Annotated in this window: 13 protein-coding genes; 3 read left to right on the top strand and 10 right to left on the bottom strand. The window is 73.4% G+C overall.

Features of this window, described 5'->3' with window-relative positions:
* Nucleotides 1–57 precede the first annotated feature (57 nt).
* From H9L09_RS00535 to H9L09_RS00550, 4 genes are all read right to left on the bottom strand, one after another.
* Nucleotides 58–2,679, bottom strand: coding sequence for a hypothetical protein (locus H9L09_RS00535; RefSeq protein ID WP_187578872.1), 2,622 nt, complete (start codon nucleotides 2,677–2,679; stop codon nucleotides 58–60).
* A complete protein-coding gene (locus H9L09_RS00540) occupies nucleotides 2,679–3,254 on the bottom strand; it encodes a hypothetical protein (protein WP_187578873.1) in 576 nt (191 codons plus the stop codon). Before H9L09_RS00540 ends, H9L09_RS00535 begins: the two co-directional genes overlap by 1 nt.
* A gap of 211 nt (nucleotides 3,255–3,465) precedes the next feature.
* Nucleotides 3,466–4,455 (bottom strand): cell envelope lipid trafficking protein PgfA, encoded by a 990-nt coding sequence (gene pgfA, locus H9L09_RS00545; protein WP_187578874.1) that lies wholly within the window; start codon nucleotides 4,453–4,455, stop codon nucleotides 3,466–3,468.
* A 130-nt stretch (nucleotides 4,456–4,585) separates the two neighbouring features.
* Nucleotides 4,586–5,329: a class I SAM-dependent methyltransferase gene (locus tag H9L09_RS00550; protein ID WP_187578875.1), complete on the bottom strand. Its 744-nt coding sequence runs from the start codon at nucleotides 5,327–5,329 to the stop codon at nucleotides 4,586–4,588.
* A gap of 47 nt (nucleotides 5,330–5,376) precedes the next feature.
* Between H9L09_RS00550 and H9L09_RS00555 the strand changes: the two genes are divergently transcribed.
* Nucleotides 5,377–6,501, top strand: coding sequence for a glycosyltransferase family 4 protein (locus H9L09_RS00555; RefSeq protein ID WP_187578876.1), 1,125 nt, complete (start codon nucleotides 5,377–5,379; stop codon nucleotides 6,499–6,501).
* On the opposite strand, the gene H9L09_RS00560 is transcribed toward H9L09_RS00555, so the two are convergent.
* Genes H9L09_RS00560 through H9L09_RS00580 form a run of 5 tightly spaced genes read right to left on the bottom strand, consistent with a single transcriptional unit; the run spans nucleotide 6,498 to nucleotide 14,314 of the window.
* Entirely contained in the window at nucleotides 6,498–6,647 is a 150-nt protein-coding gene (locus tag H9L09_RS00560; protein ID WP_187578877.1) for a hypothetical protein, read from the bottom strand. The genes H9L09_RS00555 and H9L09_RS00560 overlap by 4 nt on opposite strands.
* Nucleotides 6,644–8,413 (bottom strand): MmpA family trehalose lipid delivery protein, encoded by a 1,770-nt coding sequence (locus tag H9L09_RS00565; protein ID WP_187578878.1) that lies wholly within the window; start codon nucleotides 8,411–8,413, stop codon nucleotides 6,644–6,646. The genes H9L09_RS00560 and H9L09_RS00565 overlap by 4 nt, the downstream gene beginning before the upstream one ends.
* On the bottom strand, nucleotides 8,398–10,179 hold the full coding sequence (locus H9L09_RS00570; protein ID WP_187578879.1) for a hypothetical protein: 1,782 nt from the start codon (nucleotides 10,177–10,179) through the stop codon (nucleotides 8,398–8,400). The genes H9L09_RS00565 and H9L09_RS00570 overlap by 16 nt, the downstream gene beginning before the upstream one ends.
* Nucleotides 10,176–10,334: a hypothetical protein gene (locus H9L09_RS00575; protein ID WP_187578880.1), complete on the bottom strand. Its 159-nt coding sequence runs from the start codon at nucleotides 10,332–10,334 to the stop codon at nucleotides 10,176–10,178. The genes H9L09_RS00570 and H9L09_RS00575 overlap by 4 nt, the downstream gene beginning before the upstream one ends.
* Nucleotides 10,319–14,314 (bottom strand): alpha-(1->3)-arabinofuranosyltransferase domain-containing protein, encoded by a 3,996-nt coding sequence (locus H9L09_RS00580; RefSeq protein ID WP_187578881.1) that lies wholly within the window; start codon nucleotides 14,312–14,314, stop codon nucleotides 10,319–10,321. Before H9L09_RS00580 ends, H9L09_RS00575 begins: the two co-directional genes overlap by 16 nt.
* Nucleotides 14,315–14,389: 75 nt before the next feature.
* Between H9L09_RS00580 and H9L09_RS00585 the strand changes: the two genes are divergently transcribed.
* Nucleotides 14,390–15,103, top strand: coding sequence for a class I SAM-dependent methyltransferase (locus tag H9L09_RS00585; protein ID WP_187578882.1), 714 nt, complete (start codon nucleotides 14,390–14,392; stop codon nucleotides 15,101–15,103).
* Here H9L09_RS00585 and H9L09_RS00590 read toward each other — a convergent pair.
* On the bottom strand, nucleotides 15,097–16,242 hold the full coding sequence (locus tag H9L09_RS00590) for a hypothetical protein (protein WP_187578883.1): 1,146 nt from the start codon (nucleotides 16,240–16,242) through the stop codon (nucleotides 15,097–15,099). The genes H9L09_RS00585 and H9L09_RS00590 overlap by 7 nt on opposite strands.
* Before the next feature lie 23 nt (nucleotides 16,243–16,265).
* Between H9L09_RS00590 and H9L09_RS00595 the strand changes: the two genes are divergently transcribed.
* The gene (locus H9L09_RS00595) at nucleotides 16,266–17,534 is read left to right on the top strand and encodes a lipopolysaccharide biosynthesis protein (RefSeq protein WP_246456177.1); all 1,269 of its coding nucleotides are present in this window, start codon (nucleotides 16,266–16,268) and stop codon (nucleotides 17,532–17,534) included.
* Nucleotides 17,535–17,538: the final 4 nt, after the last annotated feature.

Raw genomic sequence — 17,538 nt, forward strand, 5'->3', positions numbered from 1 at the left:
CACACGACAGGAGGAGGGTGGCAGCCCGCCACCCTCCTCCTGTCGTGCTGGGTCTGATCAGATGAAGCGGCGCCGCAGCGCGAACGCGCCGGCACCGGCACCGAGCACCGCGAGGCCGCCGACACCGCGGGCGAGGTTGCGCGAGGACTCGCCGTCGTCACCTTCGATGATGAAGCTGTAGGCGGTCAGGCCCATCGCGCCCTCCGGGGCGCCGAAGGCCATGTCCTCGGTGTCGGCGCGCTCGGCACCGGCCTGCATCGTCGCGAACAGCGCCCCGTAGTTCTGGGCGGTGTCCTCCCCGGCCGCGATGAGCTTGGTGGTGCCTTCGGACGACAGCCGCGAGGCGCCGTCGACGAGCTGGGGAGCACCGTCGGCCGCCTGGGTCAGCCCCTCCCGCAGCCGGCTGGAGCCGTTCGCGGCGTCCTGCAGACCGTCGGCGAGCTGGTCGGCACCGCCGGCGAGCTGGGACGAGCCGTCCTTGGCCGTGCCCGTGCCGGCGGCGAGCTTGCTCGCTCCGTCATCGATCTGACCGAGCCCGTCGGAGAGGTCCCCGGCACCGACCGCAAGCAGCGCACCGCCGTCGTTCAGCTGGTCGACGCCGCTGACCAGCTTCGCCACTCCGTCGGTCAGCTCGGTGCCACCGTCGGCCAGCGCGGCCGCGGCGCAGCGAAGGGTGACCGTCGGGTCACAGCCCTTGGTCGGCTGGCCGATGCCTGCGAGCAGCTCCGCCTCGATGCTGGTGGTGATGCCGTCGACCAGATCCGGGATCTTCGCCGTGATCAGCGACAGCGCCTGGGAGATCCCGCAGAAGTCAGCGGCCGTCTTGTCAGTCTGGGACGGGTCGCAGGGCGAGTTGTAGAGCGCCTTCTTGAGCGCCTTGATGCCGGGGACAGCCTCCCCGTAGAGGCCGGCTGCGATGATGTTCAGCTTGTCCGAGGCGAGCTGCGCCTGGGCGGCGAGGCCACCGTCTTCGAAGCCGGTACCGGCCGGCAGCACGCCGGCCTTGAGTCCGTAGCCGAACGCGGCGACTGCCGCGGCCTTGCAGGGGTTCGTGTCAGCCAGTGCGAGGTTGCTCAACGGCGGCAGTGAGTCCGTCCGGGTTTGGCAACCTGCCAGCACGTGCAACGCGTCATATGCGCCCACCGCGGACGGGAGCAGCTTCGCGTTGATCGTCGCGACACCGGTCGCAAGCTTCTCCGAGATGATCTTGGCGCCGTCGGCCGCTCCGCAGTCATCGGCTCGCACGCTGTCGTCCAGCGGGTCCTGATCGCAGTTGGCCCTCCCGTAGGGGCTTTCGATGCCGTACTGCAGCAGGTTCAGACCGCCGAGGACCGTCCCCTTGGTGAGGTCTCCGGGCTGACCGATGCCCCCGACGATCGCGTTCAGGGTGCCCAGCAGCCGAAGGTAGTCGGGGTTGGCGTTCAGCTGCTTCTTGACGCTCTCGGGCAACGCGTCGACACCGTCGTATAGGTCCTTGAGGCCCGCCGCGAGCGCCTGCTGGCCGGCAGCCAGACGCTCGGCGCCGCTGCTCAGGTCGCCCACGCCCCCGTCGAGCTGGTTCAGACCGGCATCCAGTCGACCGGCACCGTCGGACAGCTGGGTGCTGCCGGCGTACGCCTCACCTGTGCCGGCGGCGAGCCGCCGTGCGCCGGAGTTGAGAAGTCCGAGGCCGGAGTCGAGCTGGCCGGCGCCGTCGGCCAGCTTGCGCGAGCCGGGCACCGCCGAGCCCGCGAGACCCTGCTCGAGCTCGCCCGAGCCGTCCCGCAGCTTGATCAGCCCGGCGAGCAGGTCGGCCGCGCCGTCGCGGAGCTTGAGGAGGTTGCCGTCGATCTGCGTGGCGCCGTCGGTGAGCTCCGCGCCGGTGGCGGCGCCGCCCTGGTAGCTGTCCGCGGCCGTCGAGAACGACGGGCTCTTGAGCGGGTTCACCGGCAGCGCCGAGATCTCCGCGCGCGGGATCACCCCGTCGACGATGTCGGCGGTGTAGCCGAAGACCGACGTGGTGGAGGCGATCGGCGGGAACAGCGTCATCGTGAACGACAGCTTGGTGCCGCCCTTGCCGTCGCCGGCCATGTTGGCCTGGTCGGACTGCACGTCCTGGAAGCTCGACGGCAGGACGGTCGTCAGGGACCCGACGATCGGGATCGGGACCTCGATGGTCCGCGTGACGGTGCCCCCCTTGCCGTCGTCGAAGGTGAGCTCCTGCTTCTCCGCGGTCTGGTTCTTGACGGTGTACTGCACCTCGAGGGTGCCGTCCTCGCCCACCACGTCGCCAGGCTCCACCCGCTTGCCGTCCAGGGTGTAGACCACCTGGACCGAGAGGGGCAGGTCCTCGTCGTAGTTGCTGACCGCGCGGAGCCGCTTCTCGCCCGCGACGTCCGCGTTGATGACCGCCTCGCCGTCCTGGACGTTCCAGCCGCCGAAGCCGTCGAGGTTCCGCAGCCCGTCGGTGCTCACCGGGTTGCGCAGCTCCACGCTCCCCGAGCCGGTCAGGTCGACCTGCTCGTAGACCCGGCTGCTGCGCACCTCACCGGTGGGCGAGGTGTAGACCTGCACGGTCTCGGTGTTGACCACCGAGACGTCGCCGTCCGCGGCCGCCGCCGACGTCGTCATCATGCTGGCAACGATCGCGGAGACGCCGAGCACGGCGGCGCTCCTGCTGAGGATCGGGTAGGGCGCCATCAGCGGTTCTTCTCCATCATGAGGTCGTCGAGGGGTGCGGTGTCGTCGCGGTCCGGCGTCGGACGGCGGTGGGACGAGGACGAGCGACCGGCCGAGACGGGGCCGAACGCGGCCGCGGCGAGGAAGCCCAGCGCGACGTTGAACAGCACCGTGGTGGCCGCGGTGAGCGAGGTGCTGGCCACCTCGGGCGGAGCGGCGGCGTAGGAGAACTCGAAGGCTCCGGCCATGGCGGCCGTGCCCAGCAGCAGCGTCCAGAGCGGGATCCGGTCCTGCGTCGCGACCGCGATCAGGACGCAGACCAGGACGACGGCGCCCACGGCGACCGCGCGGCCTCCGGCGCTGTCGGGCAGCAGGCCCGCGCGGACCAGGTAGCCGACCCACGCGACCACGAAGCCGAGGGCGAACCCGCCCAGTCGCACCAGCGGGGTGCGGTCCGGCACCAGGGCCAGCACGCCTCCGAGCGCGGCACCGAGCAGAGCCGCCGACTCGAGCTCGAGATCCATGGCTGCGCTGAGCAACATCACCAGCACAGCCGCCAGGACCAACATGAGTCCGGGCAGCAACGTCTTGCGCATTCCTGCGTCCCTCCACGACAGACACCGGGGACTGTCCGGTCCCAGGCACAGTGCCCCGCCGTGGCGCACTGACCCGCGACTGTATCTACCGGAAGGTAACTATGGGCGAGATTGGCGGATTGGGAGCGTTACGTACGACACATTCTCCTGCGAGAACACGTGTGGACGCGCAACTATCCCGTTCGGGGCCCTCGTGGCTGCCGCGCGAGGCTCAGGCGACACCGGCCGGTGCGGGCTCGTCCTGCCGTGGTCCGCCGCCGGAGTCGTCGACGTGCCGACCACGTCCGGTCAGGGCGAGCGCCGCCCCGATGACGACGAGCAGCAGTCCCGCGATGAGAGCGATGAGCGGAACGGTGTTGCGCACCAGGTTCAGCTCGTTGCCGAGGGGTTCGTACTTGTCGATCCGCGACCTGATGGTGGCGTCGGAGTACGACGTGTCGACCGCCGTGGTGGTGATGACGTCCTTGCCCTGGTAGCGCAGGGTGCTCCGCTGGGACTCGACCCGGTCGAAGACCACTCCGGTGCGGGGCTCGACCCAGAGCGCACGCTCATTGGCGTAGACCCGCTCGACCTTCACGGGCTTGCTGCCCTTGGCGCCGACCAGCGCGGGCGGCACCTTCGCCGTACCGGTCACCGTCGGCTCGATCGTCTGGACGAACTTGTACGTCGTGACGTTGTTGACGTCCTCCACGCGCTCGAACTTGATGGGAACGGCCTTCAGCAAACTGGTGTCCCACCATTGATAGGTCTGCTTCTGGGTGTTGAAGGGGAACTTGAAGACCAGACCCTCGTGCCTGACCGGTTGCTGCTCCCCCTCGACGGTCTCGTAGAACTCGCCGCAGCAGTTGACGGCCTCCCCGGAGTTCTGGTCGAAGGCCGCGCGGTCGATGCTGCGGGAGCGGACGACCCCCTTGGAGTCCTTCGTGGAGGAGGTGTTCACCCACACGGTGACGCCGTCCGGTGCGTCCTCCGAGGCCTTGAGGTCGCCGACCGTCTTCGCGGTGGTGGTGAGGTCGGTCCGGATCTCCGAGAGCGAAGCGATGTCGAACACGGTGGCTCCGGGACCGTTCAGGACCGTCAGCGTGTTCTGGTCGTAGGGAGCGACGGCCAGCTTCGGGTAGGCGTAGAAGCGGGCCAGCGGCGCCAGCACCAGCAGGAACATCCCGAGACCGACCAGGACCAGCCCGACGATCCGGCGCATCCGCTTCCCCTCCCCTGTGGACGAAAGCGGGATCCGCCTCGTCGGCTCGGCACTGCCTCTCGGCAGGCTCCTTCTTGGAGCGAGTATGCGAACCCCCGTCGCGGGTCACCCAGGGTCCTACGGCCCGTGTTCACCCAGTGCGGCGCAACACCATCCACAGGTTCCACGTCAGCACCTCACGCAACAGCGGTAGCCGCAGCACCACGGCTGCCCAGGGCGGCAGGTAGCGCGGGCGCAGCTCCAGGACCTCGAAGTCCCGGGCCTGTGCGGACCAGCGGAGCCCGTCGCGGACGTGGGCGGCGTACATCGTGGACCCGAAGAGGTTCTTCGGCGGAACGCCGTGGGTGCGCGCATAGCGGCGCGCGGCACGATTTCCCCCGAAGTAGTGCCAAGGCGACGTCTCGTGACCACCCCAGGGCCCGAACCAGACGGTGAACGACAGCACGAGCAGCCCCCCGGGCCGAACGACCCTGGCCATCGCGTCGCAGGCGGACGCAAAGTCCGGAACATGCTCGAGCATGTTGCTGGAGAAGGCGATGTCGACGCTTCTGTCGGCCAGCGGACTCTGCTCGACGCGGCCCACGACGGCCGACCGGTCGGCCGGGCCGTCCAGCGTCAGCTCCACCGGGTCGGCGTCCACGAGCACCGTGCGTGCTCCCGCCGCCCGGAACGCCCGGGTGTAGAAGCCGGGTCCGCCGCCGAAGTCCGCCACCAGCCGGCCACGCACCAGAGCGTGCCGGGCCACCTGGCGCACCGCGTCGTCGGCGATCAACCCGTAGAAGCCGCGCGGGTCCGACTGCTCCTCGCGGAACGCGCGGAACAGCCGCACCGACCGGCGCAGACCGTCGGCGGACCTGCTGCTCGAGGATCGCATCGGCGCGCACCCACCTCCCGGGCCAGTATCGAGGGAGGCGGCCCCGGATGCGGCTGAAGTCCAGAACACTCCGCCCGGACCGCCGACCCCGGCTGCTGGTGCTCAACTGGCGCGACCCGTGGCACCCCGAGGGCGGCGGCTCCGAGCTCTACGTGCAGCAGGTGTGCCGAAGGCTGGCGGCCGGCGGCGTCACCGTCACCATGTTCACCGCCCGCTATCCCGGCGCCCGCCGCGACGAGGTCCGCGAGGGGATCCGCTACCTGCGGCGTGGCGGCCACGTCACCGTCTACCTGTGGGCCGCCCTGCTGCTCGCGACCCGTCGGCTCCGCGGCTTCGACCGGGTCCTCGAGGTCCAGAACGGGATGCCGTTCCTGGCCGGCCTCTTCACCCGCCGCCCGGTGGTCGTCCTCGTGCACCACGTGCACCGCGAGCAGTGGTCGATCCTCGGTCCGGCGCTGGCGCGCGTGGGCTGGTTCATGGAGTCGCGCGTGGCGGTGCGGATCAACCGTGGCAACCGGTACGTCGCCGTCAGCGAGGCCACCCGGGAGGAGCTGGCCGGGCTCGGGGTGCGGGCCGCCGACGTGCGGGTCGCCTACAACGGCACGCCGGCCATGCCGTCGGCCGACGTACCCGGGCCGGACGAGACGCCGAGGGTCGTGGTGCTGAGCCGGCTGGTGCCCCACAAGCAGATCGAGCACGCCCTCGACGCCACAGCCCGGCTGGTCGAGGCGGTCCCCGGGCTGCAGCTCGACGTGGTCGGGGCGGGCTGGTGGCACGACCACCTGGTGGCCGACGTGCAGCGCCTCGGACTCGAGGAGCGGGTCACCTTCCACGGGCACGTGACGGACGAGGAGAAGTTCCAGATCCTCTCCCGGGCGTGGGTGCACCTCCTGCCGTCGGTCAAGGAGGGCTGGGGGCTCGCCATCGTCGAGGCCGCGACGGTCGGGGTGCCGTCGTTGGCCTACCGGTCCGCCGGCGGCGTCCGGGAGTCGATCCAGGAGGGAGTGACCGGACTGCTCGCCGACGGATACGAGGACCTGGTGGAGCAGCTGCGGCGGCTGCTGACCGACGAGCCGCTGCGCAGCTCGCTCGGTGAGAAGGCCCGGATCCGGTCCGGCTCGTTCACGTGGCCGGCCACCACGGCGTCGGTGCGCGCCGCGCTGGAAATCTAGGCGTCGGCGTACTGCACGATCGCGGCCTGGTCAGCGACGTCGGGCGGCGCCGAGACCGTGGCCACCAACCCGAACGTCGCCACCAGCGACACCACGGCTCCGGCTACCGCCGCGACGATCACCCCAACGATGCTCGAACCCATCATCTTCCCTTTCTGGGCCTGTCCGGCCGTGCGCCCAGGCTCGACCCTTCCTGCTCCAGCAGCCTGCCACGGAGACGCCGGGCGAGCATGAGTCCAAAGACCCCCAGCACCCAGACCAGGACACCCGCATCGATGATCAGCACGAACGACCGCCAGCCGGGCGGCGGGGTGGCCGCTGCCGCGGCGTCCAGGTCCACCAGGCGCAGCCCGGGCCCGTCGTGCACGACCCGGCCGATGCCGTCCGGGAGCCACGTCGGGCCGGGTGTGCCCTTCTCGACCAGCACCCAGCCGACGCCCTCGCGGGCCAGCGTCGAGGCGACGGAGCGGCGGTCCCGCAACGAGCGCCCGACCCGTGCGGCCACCGGGTCCTCCCCCGGGAGGGACCGGTCGGGACCGAGCCGGAGTACGTCGTTGGTCAGCACGTCGCCGACGAAGAACCGCGGCGCCGGGTCGAGCACGGCGCGGGAACGGTTCCAGGTGTAGCGGCGGTAGATCTCGAAGGGCAGCACCACCACGCCCTCGTCCGGTCGGACGCGCGTGGCCATCACCTCGGCGACGACATCCCACTCGGAGGGGTACTCCACCGGCTGCAGCCGACCGAGCTGTCCCCAGGCCAGACCCGGGAGGACCGCGACCGGAAGCACGACCAGCGCGGCCAGCAGTGCCGGGACCCCGGTGCGCCGGCCGTGGAGGTCCTGCACCCGGGCGACCAGCGCCGCCAACCCGGCGGCCGCCAGCAGGGCCAGGAGCGCCACCCACTTCTGCGAGTCCCGGAGCAGGCCGCCGCCGGGCACGTGCACGATCCACCACTCGAACACCGGTCGAGCGGCGGCGGTGGCCGGCAGCCACGCCAGCGCCAGCCCGAGACCCGCGGCCAGCGCGAGCGCGGTCATCGCCGGGTCGCCGTGGCGCACCGCCCGCCCGGCCCCGAGCAGCCCGGCGAGCACCAGCAGCAGGGCGAGCACGGCCAGCAGCAACGCCCCGCGCTCCGGCGGGACGATCGCGACCTTCCAGATCCCACCGAGCGACGCCAGGCTGCCCAGGGTGCCCAGACCGGTGTCCGGCCGGGCCGCGAAGGCCGTGACCCCGGAGGGGTCCTCGGGGCGGGTGGAGGCCAGCACCCCCGGCAGCAGCCAGGGGAGGTTCAGCGCAACGACGCAGCCGAGCGTCAGGGCGGTGACCCGGAGCCGGTCCCGGCGCGCCAAGACCACCACCGCCACCGCCACCAGGCCGGCGAGCACGCCGCCGGTCGGGCTCGTCGCCGCGGCCACCGCGACGCAGACCACCAGCGCCGGCAGCGAGCGCGGCTGCCGGTCCCGCACCCGCTCGGCGGCGGCCACCACCCAGGGAAGGGCCGCGTAGCCGCAGAGCAGCGCCCAGTGGCCGATGGCCAGCCGCTCGTACACATAGGGGTTCCACACGAACAGCGCAGCCGCCGCGCACTGCGCCGTACGCCCGTGCCGGCGCACCAGCCGGGCCATGCCCCAGCCCCCGCCGCTGAGCAGACCGAGCAGGACGAGCTTCTGGAGCAGGTCGCCGGGAACCAGCTGCGTCAGCACGGACACGACCGCGTCGCCCGGCACCGCACGCGGCACCGATCCGTCCACCCCCAACCAGCGGTCCTTCCACGGCTGCTCCGGGACGAAGACCATGTCCCCGACGAGGGCGAACCCGCGGTGCAGCAGCAGCGGGCCGCACACCACCGCCCCGAGGAGCAGGCACCAGCCGAGCACCAGGCCGGGCACCGGCTTCCTCAGCTCCCCGGCCACGGCGCCCCCACGGTGAGATCGGTGACGCAGAGCCGGGGCGCACCGGCGGGACGGACGAAGGTGACCATCGGCGCCTCCGCACGGGTGAGCAGGGACAGGTGCCCGAACCCGGCCGGTGCGGCGACGTAGCGGGGCACCCCGATCGGTGACAGGCCGACGAGCAGCGCGGTGTCCCGGTCGGCGAAGTAGCCGAGCTGGACGACCCGGCGGACGCCGGCGCGTCCGGAGTGGGTGAAGACGCGGGTCGGCCGCGCCGAGGCCGGCCAGCCGCACCCCGGCTGCGGGCCGACCTCGCTGAACTCGGGCTGCGGGACGACGACCGGCGCGAGGAAACCGAACCCGTCGGCCATCCGGAGGTCTGCCGACGGCTGGTCGAAGATCGGCTGTTGGCCCGCCGCCGCGAACACCACGCCGACCGGCTGCGCGACCACCCCTACCGGCGGCGCGGCAGCGTCGACGATCACGACCTCCGGCAGCGCCTGGTGCTCGGCCAACAGCCGGGTGACGTAGGCCTTGGCATAGGCGTGGGACAGCTGGTCCTTCAGCGCCTGCACCGAGATCCAGCTGCTGGCCACCAGCACCGCACAGACCGCGACACACACCTGGAGCAGACGATGCTGCGGGGTCCAGTGGGGCGACGGCTCCTCCTCACCCGCCGGGGCGAACGCCGCGGTCACCGCGATCGCCACCACCGGCAGCGCATCGGTGACGTAGCGCGGGTCGCGGGCCAGCAGCAGCGCGAAGTCGGAGCGAGCCAGCAGCACCAGTCCCAGGTCCATGAAGAGGTAGGCGCCCAGCAGCAGCCCCGCCCGCAGCGCGGCCCGGGGCTGCCGGCTCCAGGCCCAGCCGGCGAGGAGCACGACTCCGGTCGTGGCGACGGCGAGGGCGAACGTCCCCGGCGTCGGGTAGACGGTGTTCTCCCCGCCGGTCTGCGTCCAGGGCCCGCCGACGACGCCGGGCAGCAGCATCTTCACCACCGCGTTCAGCAGGAAGTCCTGGTACGACGCACGCGCCCCGACGCCGGCTTCGCCGCGGCCCACGATCACCAGGTAGCCGACGGTGTACGCGACGCCGACCAGCAGCCAGACGCTCCACTGGGCCCGGTAACGCCGCAGCAGCAGCCGCCGGTCCGCCCACCGCGCGTCGTCCAGCAGCAGGAGCTGCACCAGCACCAGCAGCGGGATGATCAGCAGCGCCTTCTCCCAGAAGACCAGCCCGAGGACCAGGGCGAGCACCGTCAGCGCCTTCCACCGCCATCCGGGAGTGCGGTGGTCCTTGATGCAGGCGGCCAGCGCCAGCAGCATCGTGCACTGCAGGGGCAACGCCTGCAGGCCCGCCGCCCACCAGGTCCCCGCCACCAGCCCGAGCGGCGAGAACAGGTAGATCGCGTAGCCGACCAGGACCTCCGGGCGGCCCGGCCACAGCAGCAGCAGCACCCACAGCAGCAGCGCCGACGCGACCAGCTGGAGCGCGACCAGGGTCACCGCCGGCGCCACGAAGGAGAACTCCAGCCGGGAGACCACCCAGACCACGAAGAACTGCCCCGGCATGACGTGTCCGTTGTAGTCCTGCAGCAGGAACCCGGCGCTCAGCCCTCGGGAGTGCGCGTCGGCGAGGTAGCGGAAGTCGTCCTGCCAGAAGTAGCTCTGGAACGTGATCGTCCCCCGCCAGACCGTCTGGATCGCCAGCATCAGCAGGGCGACCTTGAGGACCGGTCCGCTCTCGACGTACCGGCCCCGGTGCCGGCCGGCAGCACCGGTGCTCACCGGCGGTCCGTCTCGTCGATCGGCCCGCGTCCCAGCAGCTCGCGCCCCACCAGCAGCCCCACCCCCAGGGCCACCAGCACGTCGACGCCGGTGGGGGCGACGACGGTGGTGTCGACGGCGACCGCGGCCCACACCGCGGCTACCCCGGAGAGCACCACGCAGAGCCCCCGGACCGCGGCGCGCTCGGTGCGCTGGAGAAGCGTGCCGCCGACGACGGCGCCGGCCGCGAACGGCCAGGACACCAGGGCGACCGCGACCGCGCCCAGGGAGACCGCGACCCACCGTGCCAGCGCGACCGGCCTAGCCGGGTGCCGCGGCGCGCCCGCGCCGGGCCGGCGGTCCGCGAGCGGCGCCGGTCGGTCGGCGCCGCGGTCCGGCCGGAGCAGCAGCCCGACCGCCAGCAGCACCAGCAGCGCAGCGACGACGAGCCCGGCGACCAGCGCGCCGCGGAACACCGGCTGGGGGCGTACTCCAGCACCACGGTGCCGCGCGACCGGGCCGGGAGCAGCCAGCCCTGCATCCAGCCGTCCGGCGAGACCCGGGGAAGCCGGCGGCCGCCCAGCGTGGCCGTCCAGCCAGGGTTCTCGCTCTGCGGCACCACGAGGACGGCCGGTCCGGCGGTGCGGACCCGGACGGAGCGCGAGGTCGCGCTCCAACGCTGCACGTCCAGCCGGTCGCCGCCCCCCTGCGCACCGGGCGCGGCGCCGGTGCCGGTGCCGGTGCCGGTGCCGGACAGCGCCGGTGCGACGACGGGTCGCAGCTCCAGGTGGGTCACCCCGAAGCCGGACGGGTTCTGCACGACGACCGGGACCGCGCGCCCGGCCGGGAGGAGTGGCCCGCCGCCGCACGGCTCGACCCGCAGCTCGTCGCCGCGCAGGATGTCCCCGATCCGGCCGACCAGGCGGGTCGGGGTGGTGCGGCCCCCCGACGTCACGGTCGGACCGAGGCCGCAGACCGACCCGGTGGGAGCGGTGGCGGGCGCCCGGTAGGTCAGGCCGCCGAGACCGACGATGCCCAGCTCGGACACCGCGAACGGCGCGTCCCCTCGTGCGGTGCGGTTCTGTCTGAGGGCGATCCGCAGGTGACGGGTGCGGACCGGCCGCATGGCCGCGAGGTTCCCGCCGCCGACCCGGACCGTCTGGCTGCCCTGGTCGCTGGTCACCCGCAGGATGCTCGGCAGCCGCCCCGGAGACCCGGGCAGCAGCGACGGCCGGATCCGCGAGATCACCCTCGGTTCGCGCCAGCGCAGGTCCAGCACCGGGGCCTGGTCGCCGGGTGCGGCCAGCCACAGCGAGCCCGGGTCGCCGTCGAAGGCGTTCTGCGGGACGACCGCCGGGTCCCCGGCGAAGAAGGAGGTCGCCCGGACGGTGACCTGCCGGGAGGACAGCGGCTCGAACAGGGCGGCCAGCCCGGGGCCGTTGGTCGCGACCGCCCCGCCGGTGAGCAGCCGGGGACCGGGGTCGCGGACCCGGAGCAGCCGCCGGAACCCGGTCTGCTCGGTGGACACCGCCCCCGGGTCGGCGTCGCACAGGAGCCGGCGGTCCGCCGTGATCCGGCACACCCGCCGGCCCGGGTCACTGGTGAGCAGCACCGTGGTGTCCCGGCCGACGACACCGGGGACCACCAGCGACCGCTGAGGGTCGAGTCCGCCCACCACCAGCCGCGCCAGGCGGACCTGGTGGTTGCCCTCCGGTGCCGCGGTCACCGTCACCCGCAGCCGCCTGATCGGCACCGGCGGCAGCGGGAGCCCACGCACCAGTCCGTCGCTGCCCACCGACGTCCCGGTGCTCCCCTGGTCGGTGTCGATCCGGACCGCCCGCACCGGGACCCCGTGCGTGACGTCGAACTCCAGCGTCACCGGGCCCAGCACCTCGGGCCGCGGCAGCCGCAGCTCGATCCACTGGCCCTGCGCCGAGGTCAGCGGCGAGCTGGTCCACGACGTCAGTGCCGAGCCGTCGAGGGCCGCCCACGGCGCCTCCTCCGGGCGCACCGGACCGGCGGTGTCGGCGTAGCCGGCGGACGAGGACGCCCGGACCTCGCTGACGCCGGAGTACCGCGCGACGGTCAGCGGGCCCGGACCGGCGTAGTCGTGCGCGGCCCGGGTGACCCGGAACGGCTCCCCGGGCGTCATCACGTCGGAGACCGCGGCATGGACCCGGCCGAAGTTCCGCTCGACCCGGCGCTCGACGTCGGTCACGAACGTGGTCGGCCGGGCCTGGACCTCGGGGACGAGCAGCCGGCCCGGGGGCAGGAGGCCGGCCGCCCCCAGTGCGGCGACGGCGGCGGAGCCGCCCGCGAGGGTGGCTCGTTCGTCGTACGGCAGCAGCCGCGCCCGCGGCTCCGCGGCCGGAGCGAACGGGCGGAACACCTCGAGCAGGGGCTCGGCCCCGCCGCCGAAGCTGCGGGCGAGGGTGATCCCCGGCGCGTTCACGACGGCGTCGTGCACCTCCGAGGCCGGCGGGGCGTCGGTCTCGCGCCCGTCGAGGTCGTGGCGCAGCACCACATGGGTGATGCCCAGCCTGACCAGGAGCTCGGCGAACCCGTCGGCGGGCCGGCCCGAGGTGACCAGCTGCTCCAGCGAGTCGAGCAGCCGGGTGGTCGCCGCCGGAACCAGCGGGGTCTGGTCGCGCATCACCCACGGCGTCGGGGTCAGCACCTGCAACGGGGTGTCGATGGTGCGGCCCCAGGTCTGGATCGCGAAACCCGAGGCCGGGAGCACCAGCACCCGGGTGGGGCCGGGCTGGTCGTCGAGGTAGCCGGCCACCGCCCGCCAGGAGCGGGGCAGGTCGTCGAAGCCGCCGGTCGGCCGCAGGTGCCCGGCGTACGCCGGTGCCGCCGAGGCGACGACCGCCAGCGTGACGAGCACCGCCGCCGCGCGGACGCCCGCGGCCCGCAGCCGGCCGGTCGCGGCGGCCGCCGAGCCGGCCCGGAGCAGCGCCGCGGTCGCGGCCCCGACCCCGAGGCTGAGCGGCAGCCGCACCAGCGGGTCGAGCTTGTGGATGTTGCGGAACGGCGCCAGCGGCCCGTCGAGCAGGCTGAGCCAGGTGTCGCGCAGCGGCGACGCGTCCCAGCCGCCGCTGCCGAGGGTCAGCACCAGCAGGCCGAGGCTGACCCCGGTCAGCAGCACCTTGCGCTGCGGCCACGGGAGCAGGCTCAGACCCAGCAGACCGGCGACGGCGACCGCCCAGGTGATCACGACCAGGGCCGGCGAGGAGACGAGCTCCCAGCCGGCCTGCCACCCCGAGGTCGCGCCGCCGGAGAGGAAGGCGACCCAGTGGTCGGTGCCGCGCAGCGCCGCGAGCCAGCCGATGGAGCTCGTGGTGTTGCGGGAGGACTCGATGTAGTCCAGGAACGGTGGGCTGTACCGGCCCAGCAGCAGCAGCGGCACCAACCACCACAGGCTGGCGAGGAGCACCAGCGTTCCCCAGGCGGCCAGGTCGGTGAGCCGGCGGCGCCAGGGCTGGAGCGCCATCAGCAGGACCAGCAGCGGCAGCACCAGGGTGGCGATGACCTCCGTGGCGTTCTGGCCCCCCATGAACGGGATGGTCGCCGCCGAGGCCACCAACGCCGTGCGCCGGCGCATGCTGCCGCCGAGGTAGCGGACCAGCGGCAGCACCGTCCACGGCAGCACCGCGGCGGGCAACGCCTCGCCCGAGAGCCCGCCGACCGTGGTGAGCACCCGCGGCGCCAGGGCGTAGGCGAGCCCGGCCACGGTCGCGGCCAGAGCCCCGCCCCCGACCCACCGGCCGCTCAGCCGTCGGGCGCCGTCGTACGCGAGCAGCATCACCGCCGCGGTCCAGAGCCGCTGCCAGACCCACATCGGCACCGGGAGCGCGGTGCCGAGCAGGAAGACCGGACCCAGCGGGAACAGGTAGCCGCTCGCCTGGTTCTGCAGCTCGCCGACCGCGGCCTGCGGGTTCCACAGCGTGAGGCTGCGCTGCATGAACGCCAGCGGGTCGACCTGCAGGTCCAGCTTCGTGTCGAAGGTCAGCAGGCCCGGTTGCTGCAGCAGGTTCAGCGCCACCACCGCGACCACCACGGCCGCCTGGACGAGCAGACCCGTGCGGCTCCCCCGTGACCGGTTGGGGCTGCTCTCCCGCACGACTCCCGGGTCCCTCCCGCGGTCGTCGCGCACGCCGACACCGCATCCTCCGTGACGGGTACGGTCGTGACCGACCCCACCCGTCCCGACCTGTGGAAGAGTCCGGCCATGTCCCACGTGCCCCTGCCGAGCTTTGACGATACCTGGGCGAAGGCCCACGAGGTGCGGGGTTGGCTGACCCGGGAGCAGGCCCGGCTGCTGTGGGACCAAGCGCTCGCGATGACCGCTCCCACCGCGGTCGAGATCGGCAGCCACGCGGGTCGTTCGACCCTGGTGCTCGGCGAGGCAGCCCGGTCCAGCGGCGGCCGGGTGCTCGCCATCGACCCCTTCGTGGAGGGCCGTCTGTTCGGCGGGGCGGGGACGAAACAGGTCTTCCTCGCGAACATGGCCGACGCTGGCCTGCGGGACACGGTGGAGCTCGTGGAGGACTACTCCTCCCGGCTACGACCCGGCTGGGACCGGCACTTCGACTACCTCTACATCGACGGCAAGCACGACTACTGGAGCGTCTCCGACGACCTCCGGTGGGCGGAGATGCTGCCCGCGGGCGCCCCGGTGCTGGTCCACGACTCGTTCTCCTCGATCGGGGTCACGCTCGGCCTGCTGCGACACGTGCTGCCCTCCCGCCAGCTCCGCTACGAGCGCCGGGTCGGGTCGCTGGCGCTGTTCCGGGTGGCCCGGCCGACTCCGCGGGACCGGGCCAGGATGCTGGCCGAGCTGCCGTGGTGGCTGCGCAACGTGTTCCTCAAGGTCCTGCTGCGGCTGCGGCTGCGTCCGGTGGCGCGGCTCTTCGGGCACGACTCGCCCTACGACCCCTACTGATCCCCGCCGGTTCCCGGGGCCAGCCCGTCGCGCACCAGCCCGAGCAGGCTCTCCGCGGCGGACCGGTCGAACGCCGTACGCCGGGCCCGCACCGTCAGGGTGGAGGCGGTGCCGACGGTGGACAGGCCGACCGCGACGCCGCAGGGCCCCGACGCGGCCGGCCAGAAGCGGGTCCGGAGCACCGCCCCGTCGTCGGCGAGCCGGCCGAGGTTCGACACCAGTGCCGTCGCCCCTAGACGGGAGGCCAGTGCCCGGGTGAGCAGCGGACCCAGGCCGAGACCCCGCGTGACCGGGAAGTCCGGCTCCGGCAACGTCTCCCGCAGCTGCCGTGCCACCTGCTCCGGGGTCGCGTCGTCCGGCAGCTCGATGCGCAGGTAGGCGGTGGCCCGGTCGGGACGCAGCGGCTCGCCGCGGGTGCGCCGCGACGCGCCGACGGCGAGCACGACCGGCCGACGGTCGGAGCCGTGGTTCCACTGCTGCAGGGCCCGGCCGGTGGCCCGGACCAGGGAGGCGGTCGACAGCGCGGCACCCGACACGTCGGTCCCGACGAGCCAGTCGCCCGGGTCCGGCCCGCGGGAGCCTCCGGTCCGCGGCTGCGGGGAGGCCCGGAACCGGGACGGCGGCCGGGTCACCGCCTCGCCCAGCCGGTGCGCGGCGCGCGCGAGGAACGGCTCGCCGGCGGCCAGGGCACTCACGCCCCGGGCCTCGCTCGTCAGCCCGGTCCCCAGCAGGTGGTTCAGCGTGGCCACCAGCCCGAGCGCGTCGACCACCCCGTGGTGGGCGGCCAGCACGAGCGTCGTGCCGGGCTCGTCCACGGCGATCCGCAGCAGCGGCGCGTGGTCGGCGTACGCGGTGTCGGCGAAGCGCCCCCGGACCTCCTCCAGCGCCCGGCCGGGGAACCGCTGCACCGCCGGGGCCCGTCCGAAGGCCGGCTGCTGCTCCACCAGCGCGCGGGCCCGCGCCGAGACCTGGGCGGCCACCACCGGCCGTGCGACCTCGACCTCGAGCACGACGCTCCAGGAGATCGTCGGGTCGCCGTACAGCCCGACCACCGCCCGCGCGCCCGCGACGGCGGCGTCCGGCCCTGCGGCACCGAGCACTTCTCGTCCCTTCTTCGCCGAGGCCCCCCGGGCCCTCACCCGGCGAACACTAGGCTGCACGGGTGAGCACCCGCACCTCGAGCCGCCGCCTGCTGAGCAGCGGCCTGGTCATCGCCGTGGCGATGGCGGTCATGAACGTGACCACCTACCTCTTCACCATCCTGGCGGCACGGGTGCTCGGCCCGGTGGAGTACGGCGCCCTGGCCGCGGTGATGGGCGTCCTCCTGGTCCTCAACGTGCTCTCCCTCGGACTGCAGGCGACCGGGGCGCGCCGGGTCTCCGCGGTGCCGGGCGACATGGCCCAGATCGAGCACGAGGTGCTCCGCACGACCTATGTCTGCGCCGGCGCCCTCGGCCTCGTCGCGCTGCTCGCCACTCCCCTGGTCTCGCACGTGCTCAACCTCGACTCGTGGGCCACCGCCGCCCTGATCGCGGTCACCGTGGTGCCGCTGACCGTGATGGGCGGCCAGGCCGGCGTGCTGCAGGGCGAGCGCCGGTGGAAGCCGCTGGCCGCGATCTACGTCGCCTTCGGCGTCAGCCGGCTGGTCCTCGGGCTGATCGCGTTCGCGGTCGAGGCGGACACGTTCGGGGCGCTGCTCGGCGTCGCCATCGGCGCCTTCGCCCCCGTCGCTGTCGGATGGTGGGCGCTGCGCCACCCCGGGCGTCGTGCCGAGCACGACCGGACCCGGGCGCTGCTGCCCGCGCCGTACCTCGCCCCCGGCGGCGTGCTCCGCGAGACCTTCCACAACTCCCACGCGCTGCTCGCGTTCTTCGCGCTCTCCAACGTCGACGTGCTGATCGCCCGGAGCACGCTCGACGGGCACCAGGCCGGCCTCTACGCCGGCGGCCTGATCCTGACCAAGGCGGTGCTCTTCCTGCCGCAGTTCGTGGTCGTCATCGTGTTCCCGTCGATGGCGAGCTCCCAGTCGGCCCGCCGGATGAACCTGCTGGCCCTCGGGATGGTGCTTGCGATGGGGCTGACGACCGTCGTGGGCACCGCGGTGCTCTCGGGGCTCACCGTCACCTTCGTCGGCGGCCCGGAGTACAGCGAGCTGCAGCACCGGCTGTGGCTCTTCGCGCTGCTCGGCACGGTGCTGGCGATGCTGCAGGTGATGGTCTACAACATCGTGGCGCGGCAGCGGCAGCGGGCGGTCTTCGTGATGTGGGCCGCGCTCGTCGTGCTGCTCATCGTCGCGCCGCTGATGGACACCGTCGACCAGCTCGTCGTCTGTGTGCTCACCATCGACACCGCGCTCTTCGTGGTGCTGCTGGCCCAGGCCGGGATCCGCACCAAGCCGGCCGCCGAGGTCACCATGCCGGTCCGGGAGTGACCCG

Source organism: Nocardioides mesophilus (assembly GCF_014395785.1).
GTDB lineage: Bacteria > Actinomycetota > Actinomycetes > Propionibacteriales > Nocardioidaceae > Nocardioides_B > Nocardioides_B mesophilus.